At 46.2% G+C, this 25,635-nt stretch carries 21 protein-coding genes; 18 read left to right on the top strand and 3 right to left on the bottom strand.

The window, feature by feature from the left end:
- Positions 1-75: 75 nt before the first annotated feature.
- The 4 genes from gltB (at position 76) to ABXT70_RS00480 (ending at position 7,566) form a co-directional block, all read left to right on the top strand.
- Positions 76-4,518, top strand: coding sequence for a glutamate synthase large subunit (gene gltB, locus ABXT70_RS00465; protein ID WP_443642467.1), 4,443 nt, complete (start codon positions 76-78; stop codon positions 4,516-4,518).
- Positions 4,519-4,561: 43 nt separating this feature from the next.
- The gene (locus tag ABXT70_RS00470; RefSeq protein ID WP_443641218.1) at positions 4,562-5,998 is read left to right on the top strand and encodes an FAD-dependent oxidoreductase; all 1,437 of its coding nucleotides are present in this window, start codon (positions 4,562-4,564) and stop codon (positions 5,996-5,998) included.
- Positions 5,999-6,128: 130 nt separating this feature from the next.
- Positions 6,129-7,202: a uroporphyrinogen decarboxylase gene (hemE, locus tag ABXT70_RS00475; RefSeq protein WP_443641219.1), complete on the top strand. Its 1,074-nt coding sequence runs from the start codon at positions 6,129-6,131 to the stop codon at positions 7,200-7,202.
- 25 nt (positions 7,203-7,227) lie between these two features.
- Positions 7,228-7,566 (top strand): 5-carboxymethyl-2-hydroxymuconate Delta-isomerase, encoded by a 339-nt coding sequence (locus ABXT70_RS00480; RefSeq protein WP_443641220.1) that lies wholly within the window; start codon positions 7,228-7,230, stop codon positions 7,564-7,566.
- 32 nt (positions 7,567-7,598) lie between these two features.
- Here ABXT70_RS00480 and ybaK read toward each other — a convergent pair whose 3' ends face one another.
- Positions 7,599-8,063: a Cys-tRNA(Pro) deacylase gene (gene ybaK, locus ABXT70_RS00485; RefSeq protein ID WP_443641221.1), complete on the bottom strand. Its 465-nt coding sequence runs from the start codon at positions 8,061-8,063 to the stop codon at positions 7,599-7,601.
- Between the two features lie 235 nt (positions 8,064-8,298).
- On the opposite strand from ybaK, the gene ABXT70_RS00490 reads away from it, so the two are divergent.
- Positions 8,299-8,721 (top strand): PaaI family thioesterase, encoded by a 423-nt coding sequence (locus ABXT70_RS00490; RefSeq protein WP_443641222.1) that lies wholly within the window; start codon positions 8,299-8,301, stop codon positions 8,719-8,721.
- A 15-nt stretch (positions 8,722-8,736) separates the two neighbouring features.
- Here ABXT70_RS00490 and trmB read toward each other — a convergent pair whose 3' ends face one another.
- On the bottom strand, positions 8,737-9,441 hold the full coding sequence (gene trmB / locus ABXT70_RS00495; RefSeq protein ID WP_443641223.1) for a tRNA (guanosine(46)-N7)-methyltransferase TrmB: 705 nt from the start codon (positions 9,439-9,441) through the stop codon (positions 8,737-8,739).
- A gap of 143 nt (positions 9,442-9,584) precedes the next feature.
- On the opposite strand from trmB, the gene hemC reads away from it, so the two are divergent.
- The 6 genes from hemC to ubiD all read left to right on the top strand — a co-directional run bounded on the left by hemC (position 9,585) and on the right by ubiD (position 16,741).
- Positions 9,585-10,511: a hydroxymethylbilane synthase gene (hemC, locus tag ABXT70_RS00500; protein ID WP_443641224.1), complete on the top strand. Its 927-nt coding sequence runs from the start codon at positions 9,585-9,587 to the stop codon at positions 10,509-10,511.
- 7 nt (positions 10,512-10,518) lie between these two features.
- Positions 10,519-11,286, top strand: a complete 768-nt coding sequence (locus ABXT70_RS00505; protein WP_443641225.1) for a uroporphyrinogen-III synthase — start codon at positions 10,519-10,521, stop codon at positions 11,284-11,286.
- Positions 11,287-11,368: 82 nt separating this feature from the next.
- Complete coding sequence (locus tag ABXT70_RS00510; RefSeq protein ID WP_443641226.1) at positions 11,369-12,613, top strand: uroporphyrinogen-III C-methyltransferase; 1,245 nt, start codon at positions 11,369-11,371, stop codon at positions 12,611-12,613.
- A gap of 3 nt (positions 12,614-12,616) precedes the next feature.
- Positions 12,617-13,816, top strand: coding sequence for a heme biosynthesis HemY N-terminal domain-containing protein (locus ABXT70_RS00515; protein ID WP_443641227.1), 1,200 nt, complete (start codon positions 12,617-12,619; stop codon positions 13,814-13,816).
- 144 nt (positions 13,817-13,960) lie between these two features.
- Positions 13,961-15,220: a transcription termination factor Rho gene (rho, locus tag ABXT70_RS00520; RefSeq protein ID WP_443641228.1), complete on the top strand. Its 1,260-nt coding sequence runs from the start codon at positions 13,961-13,963 to the stop codon at positions 15,218-15,220.
- Positions 15,221-15,256: 36 nt separating this feature from the next.
- Entirely contained in the window at positions 15,257-16,741 is a 1,485-nt protein-coding gene (gene ubiD / locus ABXT70_RS00525; protein WP_443641229.1) for a 4-hydroxy-3-polyprenylbenzoate decarboxylase, read from the top strand.
- A 133-nt stretch (positions 16,742-16,874) separates the two neighbouring features.
- On the opposite strand, the gene ABXT70_RS00530 is transcribed toward ubiD, so the two are convergent.
- Positions 16,875-17,633: a DeoR/GlpR family transcriptional regulator gene (locus ABXT70_RS00530; RefSeq protein WP_443641230.1), complete on the bottom strand. Its 759-nt coding sequence runs from the start codon at positions 17,631-17,633 to the stop codon at positions 16,875-16,877.
- A 75-nt stretch (positions 17,634-17,708) separates the two neighbouring features.
- Here ABXT70_RS00530 and glpK point away from each other — a divergent pair, with 75 nt between their 5' ends.
- The 7 genes from glpK (at position 17,709) to ABXT70_RS00565 (ending at position 25,534) form a co-directional block, all read left to right on the top strand.
- Complete coding sequence (gene glpK, locus ABXT70_RS00535; RefSeq protein ID WP_443641231.1) at positions 17,709-19,202, top strand: glycerol kinase GlpK; 1,494 nt, start codon at positions 17,709-17,711, stop codon at positions 19,200-19,202.
- Between the two features lie 189 nt (positions 19,203-19,391).
- Complete coding sequence (locus tag ABXT70_RS00540) at positions 19,392-20,471, top strand: ABC transporter ATP-binding protein (RefSeq protein ID WP_443641232.1); 1,080 nt, start codon at positions 19,392-19,394, stop codon at positions 20,469-20,471.
- Between the two features lie 4 nt (positions 20,472-20,475).
- Positions 20,476-21,564 (top strand): ABC transporter ATP-binding protein, encoded by a 1,089-nt coding sequence (locus ABXT70_RS00545; protein WP_443641233.1) that lies wholly within the window; start codon positions 20,476-20,478, stop codon positions 21,562-21,564.
- Positions 21,561-22,448 (top strand): carbohydrate ABC transporter permease, encoded by an 888-nt coding sequence (locus tag ABXT70_RS00550; RefSeq protein WP_443641234.1) that lies wholly within the window; start codon positions 21,561-21,563, stop codon positions 22,446-22,448. The genes ABXT70_RS00545 and ABXT70_RS00550 overlap by 4 nt, the downstream gene beginning before the upstream one ends.
- Positions 22,449-22,528: 80 nt before the next feature.
- Positions 22,529-23,281 carry a carbohydrate ABC transporter permease gene (locus tag ABXT70_RS00555; RefSeq protein ID WP_443642468.1) on the top strand — a complete coding sequence of 251 codons (753 nt, stop codon included), beginning with the start codon at positions 22,529-22,531 and terminating at the stop codon, positions 23,279-23,281.
- Between the two features lie 11 nt (positions 23,282-23,292).
- Positions 23,293-23,574 carry a DUF2160 domain-containing protein gene (locus ABXT70_RS00560; protein ID WP_443641235.1) on the top strand — a complete coding sequence of 94 codons (282 nt, stop codon included), beginning with the start codon at positions 23,293-23,295 and terminating at the stop codon, positions 23,572-23,574.
- 238 nt (positions 23,575-23,812) lie between these two features.
- Positions 23,813-25,534 carry an ABC transporter substrate-binding protein gene (locus tag ABXT70_RS00565; protein WP_443641236.1) on the top strand — a complete coding sequence of 574 codons (1,722 nt, stop codon included), beginning with the start codon at positions 23,813-23,815 and terminating at the stop codon, positions 25,532-25,534.
- Positions 25,535-25,635 lie beyond the last annotated feature (101 nt).

Genomic DNA, 25,635 nt, shown 5'->3' on the forward strand with positions numbered 1-25,635 from the left:
TTGCAGCAGAAGATGTGGCACTTGTTAACACCCGTGGTGGCCTTATTGTCATCCAGATTAGCGAGAGAGATGCCGATGAACGCTGGCTTTTTTAATCCCAAAGAATTCAAAGATAACTGTGGTTTTGGACTTATTGCCCACATGCAGGGTGACCCGAGCCATGATTTACTGCAAAAGGCGATAGAATCCCTAACCTGCATGACCCACCGCGGCGGTATAGCCGCCGATGGTAAGACCGGTGATGGTTGTGGCTTGTTGCTACAAATGCCAGATGAGTTTATGCGTCAGGTGGCATTGGATAACTTTTCTGAAGAGTTGGCAGAGTCTTACGGTGTGGGCATGGTGTTTTTGTCTCAAAATGAAGAGAAAGCTGCGCACTCTCGCAACGTTTTAAACCAAGCTATAGAAGACAACGGCTTAGAAGTTGTGGGTTGGCGTGAAGTGCCCGTAGACCCATCTTGCCTTGGCCCCATCGGTGCAGATTGTCAGCCGCGTATTGAGCAGGTGTTTGTAAACAGTCCAGGCCTGCGTGGAGAAGTATTAGAAGCGCGTTTATTAGTAGCCCGCAAAACCACCATGTATGCCTTGGTTTCAGACGAAGAATTTTACGTGTGTAGTTTGTCCCATCGTGTAGTCTCCTATAAAGGGTTAATGATGCCGGTGGATTTGCCGGTATTCTATAAAGACTTAGGTGACCCGTCTTTGGCAACGGCTATTTGTACCTTCCATCAGCGTTTCTCTACTAATACTCTGCCGCGCTGGCCTTTGGCTCAACCTTTCCGATTCTTAGCGCACAATGGTGAAATCAACACTATTGAAGGCAACCGTAACTGGGCTAAAGCCCGTCAAAACATATTATCCACTCCGCTAATTCCAGAACTTCAAGAACTTGAAGGTGTTGTGAATACCACGGGTTCCGATTCCTCCAGTATGGATAACATGCTAGAACTCATGGTGCTGGGCGGTATGGATGTATTCCGCGCCCTGCGCTTGATCATGCCGCCAGCTTGGCAAAACGATGAGTTGATGGACCCAGAACTGCGAGCCTTCTATGAATACAATTCCATGCATATGGAAGCGTGGGATGGTCCAGCAGGGATGGTATTAAACACTGGCCGTTATGCGGTGTGTTTGCTAGATCGTAATGGTTTACGCCCATCACGTTGGGTGATGACTAAAGATGATTATCTAGTGACGGCCTCTGAAATTGGCACCTTTGAATATGATCCTTTAGATGTAGTAGCTAAAGGCCGTGTAGGCCCTGGGCAGATTTTGGCGGTGGACACTCATACTGGCGAAATCATGCACACTAAAGACATTGATGATCGCCTAAAAGCTTCTCAGCCCTATAAAAAGTGGTTGCGTAAGTCTGCTATTCGCCTAGAAGGCACCTTGGATGAAGAGCAGTGCTTTGAAGACTTCACCGAAGGTGAACTTAAGCAGCACATGAAGATGTATCAGGTTACCTTTGAAGAGCGTGACCAGGTGCTTCGTCCTTTAGCAGAGAGTGCTCAAGAGGCTGTAGGGTCTATGGGTGACGATACACCCATGGCCGTGCTATCTAGCCGCGTGCGTTCTGTTTACGAATACTTCCGTCAGCAGTTTGCACAGGTGACTAACCCACCTATAGATCCATTGCGCGAAGCTGTAGTGATGTCTTTGGAAACTTGTTTAGGCAAAGAGCGCAACATCTTTCAAGAAGGCCCAGAGCTTGCTAAGCGGATCGTGCTAGGTTCACCAATATTGTCGGCCAGTAAATACACAGACTTGCTACACATGAACGTACCGGGCTTTAAGGTGCAGATTATTAACTTAAATTATGAGTTATCTGTTGGTTTAGAGGCATCTATTAAGGCTGTTTGTAAGCAAGCTGAAGAAGCCGTGCGTAATCGCATTGGCATTTTAGTACTGAGTGACCGTGACATTGAAAAGGGTAAGCTGCCTATTCCTGCTGCTATGGCTACGGGCGCGGTTCACCACCACCTTACTAATATAGGTTTGCGTTGTGATGCTAACATTGTGGTTGATACTGGCAGCGCAAGGGATTCTCATCACTTTGCCGTGTTGATTGGTTTTGGTGCTACGGCGGTTTATCCTTATTTGAGCTACCGTGTTATTAACGACATGGTAGCGTCTGGCGAAATTATTGGTGATCCTACTGCGTGTCATAAAGCTTACCGCAAGGGCATTAATAAAGGCCTGCTCAAGATCATGTCTAAAATGGGCATCTCTACCATTGCATCTTACCGTGGGGCGCAGTTATTTGAAGCCATTGGTGTCAGTAGTAAAATTGTTGACCAATGTTTCCACGGCGTGGCCAGCCGTATTGAAGGCGCACAATTCTCTGATTTTGAGCTAGATCAGCAAGCTTTAGCGGCAGAAGCCTGGATTGAACGTAAGCCAATCCAACAAGGTGGTCTACTGAAATACATTCACGGTGGTGAATACCACGCCTATAACCCGGATATAGTAACTACGGTGCAAACCGCCGTGCAAACGGGTGATTACGAGGTGTATAAAAAATACGCCAAGCTAGTCAACGAGCGAGGTGTTGCGTCTTTGCGTGACTTGCTTAAGCTCAAGCAAGCTAATGCCATCGACATTAGCGAAGTCGAACCTATAAGCGAAATATTCAAACGTTTTGATAGTGCTGGTATGTCTTTAGGTGCCTTGTCGCCAGAGGCCCATGAAGCCCTAGCTATGGCTATGAACGAATTAGGTAGCCGTTCTAATTCTGGTGAAGGTGGTGAAGACCCTGTGCGTTACGGCACCAATAAGCGTTCTAAAATTAAGCAAATCGCTTCTGGTCGTTTTGGTGTAACACCAGCTTACCTAATGAGTGCAGAAGTATTGCAAATAAAAGTGGCCCAAGGTGCTAAGCCGGGCGAAGGTGGACAGCTACCAGGGGGTAAGGTTAATGACCTTATTGCCACCTTGCGTTATTCCGTACCTGGAGTCACTCTAATTTCTCCGCCACCACATCACGATATTTATTCTATTGAAGATTTGGCGCAGCTTATTTTCGACTTGAAGCAAGTTAACCCAGACGCATTAGTCTCGGTGAAGCTGGTTTCTCGTCCTGGCGTTGGCACCATCGCTGCCGGTGTAGCAAAAGCCTATGCAGACCTCATTACTATTTCCGGTCACGATGGTGGCACGGCAGCTAGTCCTCTCACCTCCATTCGCTATGCTGGCTCCCCATGGGAACTGGGCCTTGCCGATGCCCACCAGTCTCTGAGGGGTAACGGTGTGCGTGGCAAAGTCCGGGTGCAAACAGACGGCGGCCTTAAGACTGGTCTAGACGTAGTAAAAGCTGCACTGTTAGGTGCAGAAAGTTTTGGTTTTGGCACCTTACCTATGGTGGCTTTAGGTTGTAAGTACCTACGTATTTGTCACCTTAATAACTGTGCCACGGGTGTAGCTACACAGAACCAACAACTACGCGATCATCATTTCCGCGGTACCGTAGAAATGGTGAAACATTTATTCACCTTTATTGCCGAAGAAACCCGTGAGGTTATGGCGCAGTTAGGTATTCGTAGCATTGAGGAATTGGTTGGCCATACTGAGCTGTTAGAAGTTAGTGGAGGCATCACCTCTAAACAGCGTAATTTAGACTTGTCGCCTTTGTTGAGCCAAGCTGGTATCGAACCCAGCCAGCCTCATACCTGTCAGGTGGCTAACAATCAACCTTATGACACAGGGGCTATGAACCAACTAATGTTGGATCAAATGGCCGATGCCATCGCCAATTCGAAAGGTGGTGAGTTTAACTTTAATATTACCAATTGTGACCGCTCCGTAGGTGCCAGAGTGTCTGGCGCTATTGCCAAAGTACATGGCAACAATGGCATGGCGGGGCATCCGTTAGAAGTCTACCTTAAGGGTATTGCTGGTTTGAGCTTCGGTGTGTGGAATGCCGGTGGTTTGAACATGTACCTAGAAGGTGATGCTAACGATTACGTTGGTAAGGGCATGGCTGGTGGTAAGCTCGTCATCTACCCACCTAAGGGTTCTAGCTTTAAGTCTAATGTCACCTCCATTATGGGTAATACCTGTTTGTACGGTGCAACGGGCGGCAGCGTGATGGCAGCAGGTTGTGCAGGAGAGCGTTTTGCCGTGCGTAACTCTGGTGCCCATGCAGTTATTGAAGGTGCGGGCGACCACTGTTGTGAATATATGACTGGTGGTGTGGTGACGGTACTTGGTGCAACAGGATATAACTTTGGTGCAGGTATGACCGGTGGTTTTGCTTATGTACTCGATGTAGACCGTACTTTTGTAGACAAGTACAACAACGAATTAGTGGAAATTCACCGTATTCGTGGAGAGGACATGGAAGAGTACCGTAGTTATTTGCGCGGTGTGCTGCATGACTTCTCTGAAGCCACGGGCAGTCGCTGGGGTAAAGAACTCAGTAATCATTTTGAAGATTATGTGAGCAAGTTCTGGTTAGTTAAGCCCAAAGCTGCCAATTTACAGCAGTTAATGGCTAATACGCGGACTAAGACAGAATAATCCAAAATTTTTAGAAACAAATTACCAAGCATGCGAGGCTATTATGGCTCAACGATTAGACAACCATTTTCAATTCATCGACGTAGGCCGTCAAGATCCTGCTAAAGTGCATCACGACTTGCGTAAACGCCAGTTTACCGAAATCTATCACCCCTACGCTGAGGCAGAAGCTAAGCCTCAGGCGCACCGGTGTCTAGAGTGTGGGAACCCGTACTGTGAATGGAAGTGCCCAGTGCACAATTACATTCCTAATTGGCTTAAGTTGGTGTCTGAAGGCAACATTCTAGAAGCTGTGGAGCTGTGTCATCAAACTAACTCCCTGCCAGAAGTATGCGGCCGCGTATGCCCACAAGACCGCTTGTGTGAAGGTGCTTGTACCCTCAATGATGGCTTTGGGGCCGTTACTATCGGTTCGGTAGAAAAGTACATTACCGACACTGCCTTTGCTATGGGCTGGACACCAGATTTGAGCCACGTGATTGAAACCGGCAAAAAAGTGGCTGTTATTGGTGCTGGCCCTGCGGGTTTAGCGTGTGCAGACGTGCTAACACGCGGTGGTGTGTCTGCCGTGGTGTTTGATCGCTACCCAGAAATTGGCGGCCTACTCACCTTTGGCATTCCCGAATTTAAGCTAGAAAAGCCTGTTATGGCCAAGCGCCGTCAAATATTTGAAGGCATGGGTATTGAGTTTAAACTCAACGTAGAAATAGGCAAAGACATTACTTTAGACCAGTTAATGGAAGAGTACGACGCTGTGTTCATGGGCATGGGCACGTATAAGTCGATGCGTGGTGGCTTCCCAGGTGAAAACCTAGAAGGCGTCCATGAAGCCTTGCCTTACTTGGTTTCTAACATCAACCGCCGTATGGGTTTTGAAAAAGATCCAGCTGATTTTGTGGACCTAAAAGGTAAGCAAGTGGTGGTGCTAGGTGGTGGCGATACAGCGATGGATTGTAATCGCACAGCCATTCGCCAAGCTGCGGCCAATGTTTATTGTGCATATCGCCGAGACGAGGCCAATATGCCTGGCTCCATTAAGGAAGTTGCCAACTCTAAGGAAGAAGGCGTTCAGTTCTTATTTAACCGTTCGCCCGTTGAAATCATAGGTGAAAACGGTAAGGTCACAGGTATTAAACTTGTCACAACTCAACTGGGCGAGGCTGATGAAAATGGTCGCCGCCGTCCTATTGTGGTTGAAGGAAGTGAAGAAATTGTAGCGGCAGACTCTGTGATTGTAGCCTTTGGCTTTAGCCCAAGCCCCACCAGCTGGATGGCCGATGCAGGGATTGAGTTAAACAATTGGGACCTTGTTAAAGTGGCCCAAGAGTCCGATTTAGTGGCTAAAAAGTACGCTTTCCAAACCTCCAATGCCAAAATTTTTGCTGGTGGTGATATGGTGCGTGGTTCCGACTTGGTGGTAACCGCCATCGACGAAGGACGAAGAGCAGCAGATGGTATTTTAGATTATCTACAAGTCTAAACCTTATAGTGGAACCTTCATAACGCCTGCACAACGCCTGTATAGTTGCCACAAGCCGTGACAATTAGGCAGGCGATCTATATCATAAGCGGCAATCTTTACTATCTGCCTTAAGGCCATATTGCCCGCCATGACCGCTTCCAAACCTGAATTAAAAAACGACCGCTTTCTTCGCGCCCTCATGGGCCAGCCTGTTGATGTGACTCCTGTATGGATGATGCGCCAAGCGGGTCGTTATTTACCAGAGTACCGTGCTTCACGTGCTGAAGCTGGTGACTTTCTAAGCCTTTGCAAGAATGCTGATTTTGCCTGTGAAGTCACCCTACAACCGTTACGTCGATACGACCTTGATGCGGCTATCTTGTTCTCAGACATCCTAACGGTGCCAGATGCAATGGGCCTGGGCTTATACTTTGAGGCGGGCGAAGGCCCTAAGTTTGAAAAGCCAGTGCGCACAGAAGCCGATGTAGCGGCGCTCGCAGTGCCAGATATGAATGATGATTTAGGCTACGTCATGAACGCCGTAAGTACTATCCGTGGTGCCTTGTCAGGCGATGTACCGTTAATTGGTTTTTCTGGTAGCCCTTGGACCTTGGCCACCTACATGATTGAAGGCGGCTCCAGCAAAGATTTTCGCCACATCAAAGCCATGATGTATTCAACCCCAGAGTTATTACATCAAGTACTAAGCGTATTGGCCGATTCAGTGATTGCCTATCTAAACGCTCAAATTGCAGCGGGTGCTCAAGCGGTACAGATCTTTGATACATGGGGCGGCGTACTCAGTGGGCCGTGTTACCAAGCATTTTCCTTAGATTACATGCAGCGCATCGTTAACGGCCTTACCCGTGAATCTGAAGGCCGAGCAGTGCCCGTCATCTTGTTCACTAAAAATGGGGGCCAATGGTTAGAGCAAATGGCAGCCACAGGAGCCGATGCCCTGGGTCTAGATTGGACCATAGAAGTCAGTGAAGCCCGCAACCGTGTAGGTGAAAGAGTGGCCCTTCAAGGTAATATGGACCCTAGTGTTTTATATGCAGATGCACCTACTATTGAGGCTGAAGTAGGCCGTATATTGGCAGATTTTGGTAAAAACGATGGCCATGTATTTAACCTTGGCCACGGTATACATCAGTTTGTAGACCCAGAAAGCGCTAAAATATTTGTCGATGCCGTGCATGATCAAAGCGCGCAATACCACTAAATAAAAAATTCAGCAGGAACCTAACATGCCACATTGCGTTATAGAAATTTCTAACCAACTCAGCAGTAGTGTCACACCAGATCAGTTATTACGTTGTGTGTTCGATGCCCACGTGAAGTCAGGCTTATTTGAGACGGATCACATTAAAGTGCGCTGCTCCGGCTACGATCACCATATTTCAGGCACCGGTTCAGACCGCTTTATCCACGCTACGTCACACATCTTGGCAGGTCGCACCGCAGATCAAAAGCAACAGCTCAGCAACATGATTGTGCAGGGCCTCATTGATATCGGTATCAACTCCGCGGCCATGAGTGCACAAGTGGTTGATTTAGCCCCTAGCTATGTGTCCTTTACCGACTAGACCCGAGTTGGATTAGTGCCGTTATAGTGGGACTAAGTGATGATTTCAAATAAACCATGGGTCACCATGGCTAAATCACCAGCCGTTAGTTCAACCTCTAATCCCCTGTGGCCAGCGCTCACATAGATGCTCTCATATAATCTAGCACGCCGGTCTATAACCGTAGTAAGCGCTCGCTTTTGACCAACTGGACTCACGCCACCCAGCACGTAGCCACTACTTCGGGTTACTGCAGCTGGGTTTGCCATTACTACTTTCTTCGCACCAATCGCTTTAGCCATAAGCTTTAAGTTGAGCTGTTGATCAACTGGCAGCACCGCCACCACCAAAGCCTTGTCTCCAGCATCCACTACCAGTGTTTTAAATACCCTTTGGGGAGCCACGCCTAGTTTGTCTGCAGCTTCCATACCATATGACGCCAGTTTGGAGTCGTGGGCATATGCGTGCACATTGTGATGAACACCTAAGTTAGTAAGTTGGTCGATCGCCGGAGTCATGAGTTAGAGTACCAGAGCAGATGTGTTTTAACGTTTAGGTATGCTAACCCTAACCACAACAGCAGTCGAGGTAAACCCCGCCTAGCCTTGGTGACATGATTTAAACAGCTGCACTTTTAATCGACCACATAGTCATCCAGAAACGGAGATAGCTTAGGTCATGTAATAATATCCACTCACGGTTAGTGTAAATGTTACCAAGCCGCGAAGTTTCTAGTTAGCCCGTTTGGAGCAAATGATGACATCAGAACAGTTCACCCCTGCATTTTTTAATGATATTGGTGTGGGCAGCTTGCCCGGGCACCTCGGTCTTCAGATTACTCGTGTGGTGTCTGGTATGGTTGAAGCAGAACTTGAGGTTGTGCCGTCTTTGCTTGCAATCAACGGTTATCTTCATGCAGGTAGCATTGTAACATTGGCAGACACTTGTGCTGGCTATGGCAGCACCGCTAATCTTCCAGTGGGGGCCACTGGCTTTACCACGATTGAATTAAAGTCGAACCATATAAGTACAGCCCGAGAAGGCACCATTACGTGTATTGCAACAGCTGCTCACTTAGGAAAATCAACCCAGGTGTGGGATGCTATTGTGACTCACAAAGAGTCTGGTAGAACCGTTGCCATTTTCCGATGCACACAAATGGTGCTTTACCCTTAGTGGAGGGTTATTGTCCTAGCAGTGTTTCTGATACATCAAATCCCACACTCCATGCCCCTTGCCTTCTCCGCGGCGTTGAAATTTGGTGCTAGGTCGGAAGTCTGGCTGTGGTGAATATTTCTCCTCACCTGCTTGGTTGCTGTAACCTTGAGCAGGTTCCATCACTTCCATCATGTGCTCTGCATAAGGTTGCCAATCTGTAGCCATGTGAAATACACCACCGATGGTAAGCTTTTGGCGAATATCTTGGGCAAAATCAGGCTGTACGATGCGGCGCTTGTTGTGTTTCTTTTTGTGCCATGGGTCGGGAAAAAATAGCTGTACGCCACCTAAACTGCCATCTGCAATACACTGGGCCATCACTTCTATTGCATCATCACAAAATACTCGCACGTTGCTTAACTCTTGGATAGCAAGGTTGTTAAGTAGACGACCAACACCTGGGCGATGCACTTCAATACCAATGTAGTTGTTCTCTGGCATGGTGGCAGCCATGGTGGAAAGGGAATCGCCCATACCAAAACCTATTTCCATGATTACTGGATGGTTATTACCGAATATGTTTACAAAATTCAAAGGCCCTTGATTGAGCCCCAAACCATAGCGCACCCAATAGTGTTTCAGTGCATGTTCTTGAGACGGTGTCATACGGCCAGCACGTTTTACAAAACTACGAATGCGGCGGGGATTTTCAATATTGAAGGGTAAATCAGTAGACATAAAATTGATCTTAACGAGTAAGGAACAGCTTAACGCTTATTTTACCTATTACTGATCAATAAATCAGCATGATCATGGCGTCTAAAGCAGAGCAATTTGATACACTAGGGCACATATTAATATTCACCTAGTTATCGTAACCTATGACCACCCTCCGCATCGCCACTCGTGAAAGCCAACTTGCCCTTTGGCAAGCTAATTTTATTAAAGCAGAGCTAGAGCGCCATCATCCCGGTATCACTATAGAGCTTTTAGGGATGAAGACTAAGGGCGACAAAATACTTGATGTGCCGTTAGCAAAGGTGGGTGGTAAAGGCCTGTTTGTTAAAGAGCTAGAACAGGCGATGTTAGAACACCGTGCAGACATTGCTGTGCATTCCATGAAAGATGTACCTATGGAGTTTCCCGAAGGCTTGGGTTTGTCTGTCATATGTGAACGAGAAGACCCCAGCGATGCTTTTGTCAGTAATCATTTTAATAACTTAGACCAACTACCTCAAGGCGCAAAGGTTGGCACGTCTAGCTTGCGCCGCCAGTTACAAATTAAAGCTCTACGGCCGGATCTTCAATTATTAGATTTGCGTGGTAACGTAAATACCCGCTTAGCTAAGTTAGATGCTGGCGAATACGATGCCATTATACTTGCTAGCGCTGGATTAATGCGTCTTGAGTTTGATCACCGTATTCAATCGCGCTTAACTGACGAGCAATGCTTGCCCGCTGGAGGGCAGGGCGCGGTGGGTGTGGAGTGTCGTTTAGAAGACGCTGCCACTATGGCTTTGTTGGCACCATTACACCATAAAGATACGGCAGATCGTGTGATTGCTGAGCGGGCACTCAACAAACGTTTAGAAGGAGGTTGTCAGGTGCCTATTGCCTGTTTTGCCGAATTAGAAGGTGATCAGCTGTGGTTACGAGGTTTGGTGGGCGAAGTGGATGGCAGCCGTGTTCTTACCACAGAAATTAAAGGCCCACGTAGGGATGCTGAAAGCTTAGGTATTACCGCTGCAGAAGATCTATTGGCACAAGGTGCCGGTGAAATTCTGCGGGCTATTTACGGTGCTCAGTAAATAACTTATGACAGCCATGAGGGTTTTGGTCACAAGGCCAGCCGCACAAGCAAAGGCTACGATCGAACTGTTGCGTAAGCATGGGTTTGAGGTGCAGCACCAGCCTTGTTTGCAGATTGTGCCCGTAGAGCCACAGTCAGTTGATGGCTTACAAAGTAAGCAGTGGGCGATGGATTTGGACAGTTTTGATCATGTCATTATTATCAGCACCAACGCCGCCCAGCACTGGCTCGACCTAGTTCAGGACTATTGGCCCCAGTGGCCGGTGGGTGTGCGCTGGTGGGCGATGGGGGAATCTACACAAGCGCAACTAATGGCGGCAGGCATTGAGGCAGTTAGGCCTCACACGGGCGACACAAGTGAAGCTTTGCTGGCTGATTTGTTGCCCCAAATTCAAAACCACCACAAGGTATTAATTGTACGTGGCTGCGGTGGCAGAGAAACATTATCGGAAGCCTTGGTGGTGGCTGGAGCTAAGGTAAATTATGCCCAATGTTACCAGCGTACGATACCAAACATTAACCCTGAGCAGTTGTTGAGTTTGGGTCAATTCGCACCCGGGGTTGTGATGTTACAAAGTGGTGAAACTTTAGAGAACTTTGATCTATTGTTAAGTGGCCAAGATTGGTGCGACAAACAACGCACGGTATTAGTCTTGCCTAGTGCAAGAGTAGCGGAGCAGGCCAAAACATTAGGCTACCGTGTATTGCTAACTAGCGTTAGTGCTAGCAATGAAGCAATGTGCGATACTTTGTTGCAGAAAATAAAAAAATAAGCGCCTAACTAACCTGTACCAAGTGTATATAAGGCGTAGTGATAGCAGGCTTATTAGGCCGCTGAAAAAGGATGCTGAAACAGTGACACAAGACCAGAACAAAGCCGACAAAAATGTGCCTGAAAAGGCCCCAGACAAACAGCCATCCAACACCAAAGCGGCCAAGGTTTCTAAGCCTGCGGACCGAGCCAGTGGGGCAAAACCAAAGCAAGCGAGCAGAGCAATACAGACCAGGCTAGGCCTATTGTGGCTACTAGTCATGTTGTTAATTGTTATGGTAGCGGGTCTAGGCTACTGGCAATGGCAGGCACAATCCCAAACGACTGCCCTTTCTGCATACCAAAATGGTCAATCTGAAGATTTACAACAGTGGCAGATGCAACAACAATCTTTGGCCCAGCAGCTAAACGATTTAGCAGTGGCAAATGATGCCGCTCAGCGCACTATAAATGGCCAACAAACAGACTTAGAAGATAACCAAGAACGTATGGATAAAGCGTTAGTTGGCGCTTTAGAAACAATGGCTAAAACCCAACTAGATCAAGGCCAGGTATTGCCTCAGTGGCAGTTGGCAGAAGCCGAATATTTATTGCGTCTAGCCAATCAGCGTTTAGCCATGGAACAAGCTAGTGAGTCCGCTATCGCCTTACTTAAGGCCGCTGATATTATCATTCGAGATAGTGAACAAGTAGGTACTTACGGCATCAGACGCGCAATTGCTGCAGACTTAGCGGCCCTTACCTCCGTTCCGAGTGTAGATGTAGAAGGTGTATATGCTCAGCTTGCCGCGCTTTCTGGGTTGGCGGCCCAGCTTACCTTCATTCCACCTCGCCGTGAGACTGTGGTCCCCAATAAAACGCCTGAGGCTGCTAGTACAGAAGGTACTGCGACCACGCCAGCCGCAGAAGTGAATTGGACGCAGTCCGTATGGCATGGTACTAAAGCCGTAGGTGCCAGTGTATGGGGGGAGCTGAAACAGCTGGTTAAGGTGCAGTCCCGCACCCAAGAAGGTCAACAGTTACTCACTCCTGCAGCTGAACTGTTAGTGCGTATGCGTATTGAAATGGCATTGAGTCAAACACAAGTGGCCCTTTTGCGCCGTCAACAAACTATTTATGATCAATCTTTGGTGGGTGTAAAGCAACTTTTAGCTCAATATTATCGCTCAAATGATGTCATTGCCCAAGCCATGCATGCCCAGATTAGTGCCCTTGATGAGGTTAAGGTGTTAGTTAATATGCCTAATATCAGTGGGTCTCTGGTCTCCTTGCAAGGCTTTATCGCCACATTACACGAAAGTCCAACTGAGCCATTGGTGGGAGAATAAACCATGCGCTTCTTAATTCTCGTTATTTTATTGGTATTGTTAGTGGGTGCTGGACTAGGCACTTTGATCAATGTAGACCCTGGTTATGTGTTACTAGCATGGGGTGACACCAGCATAGAAATGAGCATTTGGGTGTTAATGTTAGGCATTGTTTTGGTGTATATAGCAATGTCCTTAAGCCTACGCTTTGTTATTGCATTAAATTTACCTTTTCGGGTGCTTGGCAATTGGCAAGAGACTAGTCGAATAAAGCGTATGCAGTTACAAACCCGTCACGGCCTGTTGGCCTTGGCGGATGGCCAAAACATGCGTGCAGAAAAGAAGTTCGCTGAACTTGCTCCCACCACAAGTCAGCCTATTGTAGTGCTGCCTGCCCTAGCAACAGCTATGGGTAGGCAAGGCAAGATAGATGAAGCAGGGCAGGTGTTAAACAAATTGGTATCAGAGTTTCCGGGTACCCAGCAACTTGTACACTTGAAACTGGCTGAAATTTCTCTCTACCAAGGCAATGATGAAAAGGCGCTTAATGCTCTGCGAAGCCTTCATCTGCTTAACCCTCAGCATGCAGAAGCCAATCAGTTGTTGTTAGATTTGTTGCAGCGCCAACAAATGTGGCCAGAACTTATTAGCTTATTACTGGTAGTAGGCAGCTGTAACCAGCTTAGTGAAGATCAATTAGCGCAACAGCAGCAACTAGCTTATGGGCGAGCCTTTAGTGCCAGCCACCGGCAGGATGGCAGCGCAGTGAAAAGCAGTCTAGACCAACTACAAGCATTATGGAGCAAAGCACCAAAAAGCATTACTAATCATGGTCCAAGCATTATCAGTTACGCCAAGGCAATGGCTCGTATTGAAGGCGATTCTGCTAGCAAGACAGAAGCATTTATAGAGCAAGCTCTTAAGCTGCTGTGGTTGGACGAGCTGGTGCTTGAGTATGCACATTTACCTTTAACTGATTTACAGAAGAGCTTAACAAAGGCTGAAGCGTGGCAAGCTAATGCCAAGGATAGCGCGGCGTTGCAGCTCACATTAGGTCGCCTATGTCGGCGCTTGGAATTGTGGGGTAAAGCACAAGACTACTTACAAGCCAGCATCACCTTGCAGGCAAGTAAAGAAGCTCATGCTGAAATGGCTCGGTTACAGCATAAAATGGGGCATGTTGATGTTGCCATAGAGCATTATCGTCTAGCCAGCGTATTTTAACGTTGACACTTGACCTCGCTTGATACAGACTGTAACTAATCCAGCACGACCTTCTGTCCCATCAGCTGGATTTTAATCGGCTAACTTAGCCTACAACCCCACTAATTTTACTTATCCCCCTAGCGCACTGACGCCCCTCTACCTATGAATCTAACTGAATTAAAGACAAAAACGATGCCAGAACTCGTCGAGATTGCCCAAGGCATGGGTCTCGATAATATTGCCCGATCTCGTAAACAAGACTGCATTTTTAGTATTCTTAAACGTCATGCCAAAAGCGGCGAAGATATCTTCGGCCAAGGCGTTTTGGAAATTTTGCAAGATGGCTTCGGTTTCTTGCGCTCAGCAGATGCATCGTATTTAGCAGGGCCCGATGACATTTACGTATCGCCGAGCCAGATCCGCCGTTTTAGTCTCCGCACAGGCGATAGCATAGATGGAAAAATCCGCCCACCTAAAGATGGCGAACGTTATTTTGCCTTGCTTAAAGTCAGTAGCATTAACTATGGACCACCAGAACAAGCTAAACATAAGGTGTTGTTCGAGAACCTAACACCTTTGTTCCCGACAGAACGGTTAACCATGGAACTTGGCAACGGCTCTAGTGAAGATTTAACTGCTCGTATAATCGACTTAACTGCTCCAATGGGTAAAGGTCAGCGGGCCTTGATCGTGTCTCCGCCAAAAGCTGGTAAAACCCTGATGTTGCAAAACATCGCTCACTCCATTACCCGTAACAACCCAGACTGTCACCTGATTGTATTGCTAATTGACGAACGTCCAGAAGAAGTAACGGATATGAAACGCTCGGTGCGTGGTGAAGTGGTTGCTAGTACGTTTGATGAGCCACCTTCACGTCACGTTCAAGTTGCAGAAATGGTTGTAGAAAAAGCCAAGCGTTTGGTCGAGCATAAAAAAGATGTGATTATCCTGTTAGATTCTATAACCCGTTTAGCCCGTGCATACAACACTGTAATTCCTTCCTCTGGCAAGGTATTAACTGGTGGTGTAGACGCCCATGCACTAGAACGCCCTAAGCGTTTCTTTGGCGCTGCGCGTAACATTGAAGAAGGTGGCAGCTTAACAATTATTGCTACCGCATTAACTGAAACGGGTTCTAAAATGGATGAAGTCATCTTTGAAGAATTTAAGGGCACAGGTAACTCAGAAGTTCATTTAGATCGCAAGATCTCCGAACGTCGCGTATTCCCTGCCATTAACATCCGTAAGTCATCCACTCGTCGTGAAGAGTTGTTGACCCGTGACGATGAGCTGCAGCGTATGTGGATTTTACGTAAGTTGTTGGATCCAATGGAAGACGGTCAAGCCACTGAGTTCTTATTGGATAAGCTTAAAGGTGTTAAGACCAATGAAGAGTTCTTCATGTCTATGAAGCGTAAGTAATTAGTTGATGTAACGGAGACCGCGTAGGTTATGACTATGAAATACAAAGACCTACGTGATTTCATTGCAGGCTTAGAAGCTCAAGGTGAGCTCAAGCGCATCACAGCAGAGGTAGATCCATACCTCGAAATGACCGAAATCTGCGATCGCACTTTGCGTGCAGAAGGCCCCGCTTTATTATTTGAAAACCCTAAAGGTTACGACACTCCTGTATTAGCTAACTTGTTTGGTACACCTAAACGAGTGGCCCTTGGCATGGGTGCCGAAAGTGTAGAAAGCCTGCGTGATGTAGGTCATCTTTTAGCTTCCTTAAAAGAGCCAGAGCCACCCAAAAGTTTTAAAGATGCCATAGGTAAACTGCCTCTTTATAAACAAGTACTGAATATGGGCCCTAAGCTCATCAGTAAACCGCCATGCCAACAGTATGTTATGGCTGGCGACGAAGTAGACCTAAGCAAGTTGCCTATTCAAACCTGTTGGCCAGACGACGCAGGGCCATTGATTACATGGCCTTTAGTGATTACTCGTGGGCCTAATAAACAGCGCCAAAACCTTGGTATATATCGCCAACAAGTGATTGGTAAGAATCGGTTGATCATGCGTTGGCTGTCTCATCGTGGGGGTGCTTTGGATTTTCGTGATTGGAAAATTGCCCATCCTGGTGAAAACTTCCCTGTAGCTGTAGCTTTAGGAGCAGACCCCGCCACTATTTTAGGTGCGGTAACACCGGTGCCAGACAGTTTGAGTGAGTACGCCTTTGCAGGGCTGTTGCGTGGCAGTAAAACAGAAGTGGCCACCTGCCTGACCAATGACTTACAAGTTCCCGCCAGTGCTGAATACATCTTGGAGGGGTACATAGCTCCAGATGATATGGCAGAGGAAGGCCCCTTTGGTGATCATACGGGTTATTACAACGAAGTGGACAGTTTTCCAGTATTCACAGTGACTCGCATTACCCACCGAAAAGACCCTATTTATCACAGTACCTACACGGGCCGTCCACCGGATGAGCCTGCAGTGTTGGGTGTAGCGTTAAACGAAGTGTTTATACCTCTGTTGCAAAAACAGTTTCCAGAAATCACTGACTTTTACCTACCACCAGAAGGCTGCTCCTATCGCATGGCCATAGTGACCATGAAGAAACAATACCCCGGTCATGCTAAGCGAGTGATGATGGGGGTTTGGTCTTTTTTACGCCAATTTATGTACACCAAGTTTGTTATTGTGACGGATGATGATGTCAACGCCCGTGATTGGAAAGATGTGGTTTGGGCCATGACCACACGTATGGATCCGGCACGAGACACCTTGTTGGTAGAAAATACGCCTATTGATTATTTGGACTTTGCGTCACCTGTGTCTGGCCTAGGCTCTAAAATGGGTATGGACGCTACCCATAAATGGGAAGGTGAAACAACCCGTGAATGGGGCCGCACCATTGCTATGGACGAGTCTGTTAAACAACGTGTAGATGAGTTATGGGATGAGTTAGGTATTATGCCCAACGATACTGAGCGCTAGCTAGGCTATAAAACTGCAAAAGATCGAGTAGTTTTTTTGCCCAGCTTGTATGTTATTATCTCGTGTATTAATATTCGTTAACGAACATTAATACGAGAAATATTAGATATAAGCTCGATTAGACTAGATACACCTATGCAATGTGAAGATTTACATTGTGAGCTGTCAAAATATCCAAGGTGTGCTGTCCTGGTGTTTGATCGGTATAGAGATAATCTGCTTGGCTGATATGACCTAATCGAGCAAGGGCTGTGCGGTCAAATTTAGAATGGTCGGCAGAGAGGATGAGTTTGCTTGAGTTTTTAATAATGCTTTGTGCCACGCGCACTTCACGGTAGTCGTAGTCTAGTAAGGATCCGTCTTCGTGAATGGCGCTAATACCGATAATGCCAAAATCCATTTTAAACTGGTTAATAAAATCAGAGGTTTGTTCACCTACAATACCGCCATCGCGGCTACGAACTTGCCCTCCAGCAATAATAACATTGAAGTCTTCTTTGGGTAATAAAATAGACGCCACATGCAGGTTATTGGTAACCACTTGTAATTCTTCGTGGTGTAATAAGGCACGCGCGATAGCTTCGTTAGTAGTACCTATATTAATAAACAAAGAAGCGCCATTTGGGATACAGCTAGCGACTTTTTCGGCGATGCGTATTTTAGCTCCCATGTTGAAGCTTAAGCGGTCGCTATAATCGCTATTTTTTGTGCTGCTACTGCTGCTGGCACCACCATGATGGCGGCGCACCTGACCTAAACTGGCGAGTTGGTTTAAGTCTCTGCGAATGGTTTGTGGCGTCACCATAAAGTGGCTGGTAAGTTGTTCTATGTTAGCAAAACCGCGCTGATTGACAAAATCAACAATAAGTTCATGACGACGTACTTGGGACATTGGCGCTGCCTTGCTTGGTTAACAAATTTGCAATAAAGCAATATATTTAATGGGTTTACAATAACAGGTATGTAAATGAAACAATACATTTTAACTATTGACCAAGGTACAACTAGCTCGCGATGCATTATTTTTGCGAAAGATGGAAGCATAGTCAGTTCTGCACAGTATGAGTTTGAACAACATTATCCAAACAATGGCTGGGTTGAGCATTCACCACAAGATATTTTAGCTACTGTTGTCAGGGCTTGCCGCCAATGCCTGGCTGACAGTGGCTTGGAAGCTGAACAAATCACCTGTGTTGGCATTACTAATCAACGCGAAACGACCTTAGTGTGGGATCATCAAACAGGTGAGGCTATTTACCCTGCTATTGTTTGGCAAGATCGCCGTACAGTGGAAATGTGCCAAAAACTCAAGCAAGCTGGTCATGAAAAGCTGGTGACTGCACGCACTGGTTTGTTGTTAGATCCTTACTTTTCTGCTACCAAGTTGAGCTGGGTTTTAGATCATGTGCAAGGTAGCCGTGAGCGAGCAGAGGCAGGGGAACTTCTGTTTGGCACTGTGGATACTTACCTCATGTGGCATTTAAGTCAAGGTCAGATTTACGCTACAGATGCCTCTAATGCGTCGCGCACTTTATTGTTCAATATTCATGAGCAATGCTGGGATAAAACCTTGTTAGAGATTTTCAATATTCCTGCAGCCATGTTGCCTGAGGTCAAAGACAGCGCCGCTAACTTTGGTTTGATGGGTGAACATGTTTTGGGCCACGAATTGCCAATTTTAGGTGTGGCAGGCGATCAACAGGCAGCGCTCTTTGGGCAAGCTTGCTTTGAACCAGGTATGGCTAAGAGCACTTACGGTACGGGCTGCTTCTTGATACTGAATACCGGTGACAAACCTTTGGCTTCCAGTAGTCGGTTACTCACCACGGTGGCGTATCGTTTGAATAATAAACCCGTGTATGCAATCGAAGGCAGTATTTTTGTCGCGGGTGCAGCCATTCAGTGGCTTAGAGATGGTCTCAAGTTGATTAGCGATGCCAGTGAAGTAGAACGTTTGGCACAAGAAACTCCGATTGATCATGGCGTCTATATGGTGCCTGCGTTCACTGGGCTTGGTGCGCCTTATTGGGACCCTGAAGCGCGGGGCGGTATTTTTGGCCTCACCCGTGATACAGGCATTAAGGAAATCGTTAGCGCAGGCTTACAGTCGGTGTGTTATCAAACCAAAGACCTACAAAAAGCGATGGAGCAAGATGGTGTCCGGCCTAAAGTACTGAGAGTGGATGGTGGTATGGCCGTCAATGATTGGTTCTTATCTCATTTGGCCAATATCTTAGGTGCAGAAGTGGCTCGCCCTATGTGTGTTGAAACGAGTGCCATTGGTGTTGCCTATTTAGCAGGTTTGCAGGCAAATATTTATGAATCGCTAGATGAATTAACGCAGATGTGGCAGTGTGAGCAGACTTTTTCTCCTAAAATTAACAAGCCTTTCCGTGACCATTTGTATGATGGGTGGTTGGAAGCAGTGTCTAAAGTTCAAACCAATTCGAGTGAAAGTTAAGCTAATAACAAAGAAACCCAGTCGCGAGCTCAAAAATGTTCCTTTTTGACTAATAAAATTCGTTTATGTTCTTTTTATTTCCATGCCACCCATGATATGATGTCAATTATGTTCAATGCTGATGATATTTTGTTGTTTTAATTAAATAATTAATCGGCGTATAAAAATAACTAAGGAACATGTACCCACATGCTCGAATTATCAAATGTCAGTAACCCTCCCACCTCGGAAGTGCACTTTGAGAACCTTAACTTAACCTTGCAACGGGGGGTGGTCAATGTGCTTTTAGGGCCAACTTTATCTGGTAAGACCCCACTAATGAGGCTCATGGCAGGACTTGACCCATGCGTTAAAGGCACTTTGTCTATTGATGGAGCAGATGTGACAGGCACTTCAGTACAAAAACGTAATGTGGCTATGGTGTATCAGCAGTTTATCAACTACCCATCATTAAGTGTGTATGAAAATATTGCATCGCCATTACGTATTGCTGGTTTTGAACTGGCCGAAATAGATAATCGTGTACAACAGGCTGCTGGATTACTTAAGCTCACTCCCTATTTGGAGTCCTTGCCAAGCAACTTGTCGGGTGGTCAACAACAGCGGACAGCTATTGCCAGAGCGATCGTTAAAGGTGCTGATCTAGTGCTAATGGATGAACCTTTAGGAAACCTTGACTACAAACTTAGAGAAGAACTACGTTATGAGCTACCACGCATTATTGAGCAGAGTAACGCCATTTTTGTTTATGCCACCACGGAACCTTCTGAGGCCCTGTTGCTGAACGGGAATACTGTGACTCTAAATAATGGTCAAGTTACACAAAATGGCCCCACCATGGATGTTTACAATTATCCAAGCAGCTTATCCAGCTTGCAAACTTTCTCCGACCCACCGGTTAACCACATTCAAGTCAACAAAGAGGGCAGCCATTTCTGTGTTGGAGGTGTGCCAGTGATTCCAGTAGCTGCTGCTCATAGTACGCTGGCCGATGGCCGTTATAATTTAGCGCTTAGGCCTTATCACGGTAGCTTAGAGCCGCAAGGCTTTGGCCAAGTGGCCTTGAGTATGCATTTATCTAGTAGTGAATTCACAGGTTCGGAGAGTTTTGTCCATGTTGATTTTTTCGGTGCTCACTGGAACTTCATAGCGGGAGGCGAAATTACAGCTTTAGTGGGTGAGCAGATGACCATTTACGTTAACCCTGCTGATTTCTATATTTTCAACGAGGCAGGCCTTCCTCTTGCCAATTTAGAGCCGGAGGCGTAGTCAAATGGCAAAGATCGTATTGGAAAATCTCGCTCATGCTTATGGTGATAACCCCCAGCAAGAATCTGATTATGCGTTAAAACGTATTAACTATGTTTGGAATGATGGAGAAGCTTGTGCCTTATTAGGCCCCTCAGGCTGTGGCAAGACCACGTTATTGAATATTATCTCAGGTCTGCTAGAGCCGTCTGAAGGGCGGGTTTATTTTGACGACACTGATGTTACTCATGTACCCACGAAAGACAAAAATATTGCTCAAGTATTTCAGTTTCCAGTGGTATACGACACTATGACAGTAGCTCAAAACCTTGCTTTTCCTTTGGTTAATCGAGGCTTTGATCAAGCAAAAATAATTCCGCGTGTTGAAGAGATTTTAGATTTATTGGATTTGCGGCATATGGCAAATATGAAAGCCAAAGGCCTGACCGCTGATCAAAAGCAAAAAATATCCCTCGGCCGAGGGCTAGTTAGACAGGATGTAAACGCCGTATTGTTTGATGAGCCTTTGACCGTGATCGACCCTCTAATGAAATGGGAACTTCGTTCACAGCTCAGAGCGTTACAGAAAAAGGTGGGCCAAACGATGATTTATGTTACCCACGATCAGATTGAAGCGCTTACATTTGCAGACCGTATTGCGGTGATGTTGGACGGCGCTATCTTACAATTTGGAACGCCTAAGGAGCTTTTTGAACGCCCATCTCATACTTTTGTAGGCTATTTTATTGGTTCACCGGGCATGAATTTTTTCCCCTGTGAAATAAAGGATAGTACAGCCACTGTGGTAGGCCAAAATATTGACCTAAAGGACTCTTATGGAGCGCCCATTGGTAAGCTGGAATTAGGTATTCGACCAGAATTTGTGAGCCTGCATGAAAGAGCGCATCAATCAGACGGCTTGCCAGTTGTGGTTGAGAGTGTGGAGCATCTGGGGCGTAATAAAATCGTTCGTTTGCTAGCAGGCGAGTCAAAATTTAGCGCCTTATTGTCAGAACGCACACAGATACCAAAAGACCCAGTGGCCCAGTTTGATGCCAACCGCATTTGTATTTACCAAGATTCGTTCATCTTAGAAGGGGAAGCGCAACCATGAATAAAACGTGGAATAACAAAGCTTGGTGGATGGTGGTTCCGGTTGTGTTGTTAGTGGCGTTTAGTGCCATCATCCCACTCATGACTGTGGTGAACTATGCCTTTCAGGATACCTTTGGCAATAATGAATTTTATTGGGTAGGAATTGAATGGTTCGAAGACCTAATGGAATCAGATCGATTCTTTGATGCCCTGCAACGTAACATACTATTTTCTTGCATCATTTTGGCTATTGAGGTGCCTTTAGGCATCATGATTGCTTTGTCATTGCCTAAGTCGGGCTGGAAAGTGAATGTATATCTGGTGCTGATGGCACTGCCTCTGCTGATCCCATGGAATGTCGTAGGCACCATTTGGCAGGTGTTTAGTCGTACCGATATTGGTTTGCTGGGCAATACATTGGTCAGTTTGGGCTTTGATTATAATTACACCCGCGATGTGCTGGATGCGTGGATCACCATTGTGGCCATGGATGTTTGGCATTGGACTAGTTTGGTGGTGTTGTTGTCCTACTCCGGTTTGGTGGCGATCCCTGAAGCTTACTTTCAGGCTGCGCGTATTGATGGTGCGTCTAAATGGGCGACTTTTCGTTACATTCAATTGCCGAAAATGCGTGGTGTGCTTACTATTGCCATTTTATTACGCTTCATGGATAGCTTCAAAATCTATACCGAACCAATGGTGCTCACAGGTGGTGGGCCAGGTAATTCAACCACTTTTATGTCTATCGACTTGGTTAAAATGGCTATAGGCCAGTTTGACTTAGGTCCAGCCGCTGCTATGTCGTTGGTGTATTTTATGATCATACTGTTGATTTGTTATGCATTTTTTACGGTGGTAACTAATATGGATAAAGCAGAAACCAAGACTGGAGGTGCGTCATGAGCCAGATCGGTTTTAGTTTAAAGCCAAAACGCGCCTTTGCTTGGAGTGGTCTAGTGCCGGTGGTGTATATCATATTCCTTATGATCCCTTTGTACTGGTTACTGAACACCAGTTTTAAAACCAACCAAGAAATTTTAGGTGCGTTTACCTTGTGGCCGAAAAACTTCACTTGGGACAATTACCTTACTATCTTTACCGAACCCGTATGGCGTGCAGGTTACATTAACTCAATCACTTATGTGGTGCTCAACACGTTGATTTCTTTGGTGGTTGCTTTACCTGCTGCGTATGCATTCTCCCGGTACAATTTCTTAGGTGATAAGCACCTGTTTTTTTGGTTACTAACCAATCGAATGGCTCCATCGGCAGTGTTTGTGTTGCCTTTCTTTCAGTTGTATTCGTCGGTTGGGCTGATTGATACTCATATCGCCGTAGCCATTGCCCATACGCTGTTTAACCTGCCATTAGCCGTGTGGATTCTGGAAGGCTTTATGTCGGGTATTCCTCGTGAGGTCGACGAAACTGCCTATATTGACGGCTACTCTTTCCCCAAGTTTTTTGTGCGCATTTTCATGCCACTCATTAAGTCTGGTATTGGTGTGGCGGCGTTCTTTTGTTTCATGTTTTCTTGGGTTGAGCTATTGATCGCACGTACTTTAACTATCACAGAGGCGAAGCCTATTTCTGCCGTACTGACCCGCACTGTGACTGGCGAAGGTGTAGATTGGGGCCTCATTGCGGCGGCAGGTATTTTAACGATAGTACCAGGCGCGTTAGTCATTTATTTTGTTCGTAACTACATCGCCAAGGGTTTTGCCCTAGGCCGTGTATAGGAGAGTTGGCGATGGACTTATCTTGGATGGCATGGACCACGCCAGTGGCCATATTTTTTGTGGTGTTGGTGTGCTTAATTACAGCTATGGGCATATGGGAATATTTTCAGCCAGGTGGTGGACCAAGGGTAGGCTGGTTGAGATTTGAAACTACCCGTGGAGACCGATTATTTTTATCCATATTAAGTGCTGGTTTTATAAACCTAGGATGGATACGCTGGACTGATCAAAGCCTCTGGTGGGCATTAGCATTATCCATTATATGGGCTGTGTTTATATATAGAAAGTGTTAATAAGCGAATTCATATAGCATCAATTAAGAATATTTACGCAAAAAATGTTCGATAACGATAATTAATTATTGAATATTTTCTTTTTTGGTGTATAAAGGTTGTGAGGAAAAAGTTTTCCAGATGGGTCATCCATTCGGATTTATTGGGGTTAGGGCCTTTTGTTTAGGTCCTTCCCTTTAATTAGTTACCATAGAGCGCAAGCCTTGGTAACGGTAAAAATAATAAGAGGATAGTTTTTATGAAAATTCTGAAACGCAAACCCTTGGCAGCTTTTGCTGCCTCTGCGGTGCTGATGCTTGGTGCACAAGCCGCAGTGGCAGATATGGCAGCCGCCAAAAAATGGGTAAATGATGAATTCCAACCCTCGACCATTACGAAACAACAGCAAATGGACGAAATGGCATGGTTCATCGATGCTGCTAAGCCTTTTGAAGGCATGCATATTCGTGTCGCGTCAGAGGGTATTACGACTCATACGTACGAATCGGGCACTTTAGCTAAGGCCTTTGAAGAGATCACTGGCATTAAGGTGACTCACGATATTATTGGTGAAGGTGATGTTGTTGAAAAGCTGCAAACTCAAATGCAGTCAGGCGAAAACTTGTACGATGCCTATGTTAACGACTCGGACTTAATCGGCACACACTGGCGTTATAAGCAAGTTCGTAACCTAACCGATTGGATGGCCAATGAAGGAGCAGATGTGACGCTACCTACTTTGGATATTGAAGACTTTATTGGTTTATCTTTCACTACTGGTCCAGATGGTAAGTTATATCAGCTACCAGATCAGCAGTTTGCCAACTTGTATTGGTTCCGCTATGACTTATTTACTGACCCTGAAATCAAGGCCAAATTTAAAGCCAAGTATGGCTATGAACTTGGTGTACCAGTTAACTGGTCGGCCTATGAAGATATAGCTGCTTTCTTTACCAACGACATTGGTGAAATTGATGGTAAGAAGATCTATGGTCATATGGACTATGGTAAAAAAGACCCTTCATTAGGTTGGCGTTTCACTGATGCATGGTTGTCTATGGCTGGCGCCGGCGACAAAGGCGAGCCAAACGGCTTGCCAGTTGACGAATGGGGCATCCGCGTTAACGAAAAAAGTCAGCCTGTAGGTTCTTCTGTCTCTCGTGGTGGTGCTACAAACGGCCCAGCGGCGGTCTACTCAATCACCAAATATCGTGATTGGATGAACGCATACGCGCCTCCTGGTGCGTCTGGTATGACGTTTGGTGAGGCTGGCCCTGTGCCTGCACAAGGTAATGTTGCGCAACAGATTTTTTGGTACACGGCCTTTACTGCTAGTCTAATAGATCCTGATTTACCAGTAATGAATGCGGATGGCACGCCAAAATGGCGTATGGCCCCAAGCCCTCATGGAGCTTATTGGACCGAAGGCCAGAAGCTAGGTTATCAAGACGCGGGTTCTTGGACATTAATGAAGTCAACGCCTGAAGTTCGTGCAAAGGCTGCTTGGTTATATGCCCAGTTTACTGTGGCGAAAACGACCTCTTTGAGGAAGTCCCACGTGGGTTTAACCTTCATTCGTGATTCAGATATCAATCATCAATCGTTTACTGATCGTGCTGTAGAGTTAGGTGGCTTGGTTGATTTTTATCGTTCACCAGCCCGTATTCAGTGGTCTCCAACAGGAACCAATGTGCCAGATTATCCTAAACTAGCACAGCTATGGTGGCAGAATATTGGTGATGCGTCTTCTGGTGCTAAAACACCACAGGAAGCAATGGATGCTTTAGCTGCTGCGCAAGACAAAGTGTTAGCGCGTCTTGAACGTGCTGGAGTGCAGGGGGAACTTGGTCCTAAACTAAACGAACCCCGTGATCCTGAATACTGGTTTAATCAACCAGGTTCACCTAAGGCGAAGTTAGCTAACGAAAAACCAACAGCAATCACCATCGATTACGATGAATTGATTAAGAGTTGGCAGTAGGTTAGAAAACGCCTAATGCAATATTAGGTGTTTAAGATAACGGCCCATGCCTATGGGCCGTTTTTTAAACGAGTTTTTTGCATAAAATAATGATGGATTGC

The organism is Candidatus Njordibacter sp. Uisw_039 (assembly GCF_047730075.1).
In the GTDB taxonomy this organism is placed as follows: Bacteria; Pseudomonadota; Gammaproteobacteria; order Pseudomonadales; family Balneatricaceae; genus Njordibacter.

Coding starts and splice junctions, on each gene's coding strand:
- ybaK (WP_443641221.1), bottom strand. CDS start 8,063: ATGACTCCGGCGATCGACCAACTTACTAACTTAGGTGTTCATCACAAT.
- ABXT70_RS00555 (WP_443642468.1), top strand. CDS start 22,529: ATGATCCCTTTGTACTGGTTACTGAACACCAGTTTTAAAACCAACCAA.
- ABXT70_RS00545 (WP_443641233.1), top strand. CDS start 20,476: ATGGCAAAGATCGTATTGGAAAATCTCGCTCATGCTTATGGTGATAAC.
- hemE (WP_443641219.1), top strand. CDS start 6,129: ATGACCGCTTCCAAACCTGAATTAAAAAACGACCGCTTTCTTCGCGCC.
- ABXT70_RS00540 (WP_443641232.1), top strand. CDS start 19,392: ATGCTCGAATTATCAAATGTCAGTAACCCTCCCACCTCGGAAGTGCAC.
- ABXT70_RS00550 (WP_443641234.1), top strand. CDS start 21,561: ATGAATAAAACGTGGAATAACAAAGCTTGGTGGATGGTGGTTCCGGTT.
- ubiD (WP_443641229.1), top strand. CDS start 15,257: ATGAAATACAAAGACCTACGTGATTTCATTGCAGGCTTAGAAGCTCAA.
- ABXT70_RS00470 (WP_443641218.1), top strand. CDS start 4,562: ATGGCTCAACGATTAGACAACCATTTTCAATTCATCGACGTAGGCCGT.
- ABXT70_RS00560 (WP_443641235.1), top strand. CDS start 23,293: ATGGACTTATCTTGGATGGCATGGACCACGCCAGTGGCCATATTTTTT.
- ABXT70_RS00480 (WP_443641220.1), top strand. CDS start 7,228: ATGCCACATTGCGTTATAGAAATTTCTAACCAACTCAGCAGTAGTGTC.
- ABXT70_RS00530 (WP_443641230.1), bottom strand. CDS start 17,633: ATGTCCCAAGTACGTCGTCATGAACTTATTGTTGATTTTGTCAATCAG.
- ABXT70_RS00490 (WP_443641222.1), top strand. CDS start 8,299: ATGATGACATCAGAACAGTTCACCCCTGCATTTTTTAATGATATTGGT.
- glpK (WP_443641231.1), top strand. CDS start 17,709: ATGAAACAATACATTTTAACTATTGACCAAGGTACAACTAGCTCGCGA.
- rho (WP_443641228.1), top strand. CDS start 13,961: ATGAATCTAACTGAATTAAAGACAAAAACGATGCCAGAACTCGTCGAG.
- gltB (WP_443642467.1), top strand. CDS start 76: ATGAACGCTGGCTTTTTTAATCCCAAAGAATTCAAAGATAACTGTGGT.
- hemC (WP_443641224.1), top strand. CDS start 9,585: ATGACCACCCTCCGCATCGCCACTCGTGAAAGCCAACTTGCCCTTTGG.
- ABXT70_RS00505 (WP_443641225.1), top strand. CDS start 10,519: ATGACAGCCATGAGGGTTTTGGTCACAAGGCCAGCCGCACAAGCAAAG.
- ABXT70_RS00515 (WP_443641227.1), top strand. CDS start 12,617: ATGCGCTTCTTAATTCTCGTTATTTTATTGGTATTGTTAGTGGGTGCT.
- trmB (WP_443641223.1), bottom strand. CDS start 9,441: ATGTCTACTGATTTACCCTTCAATATTGAAAATCCCCGCCGCATTCGT.
- ABXT70_RS00565 (WP_443641236.1), top strand. CDS start 23,813: ATGAAAATTCTGAAACGCAAACCCTTGGCAGCTTTTGCTGCCTCTGCG.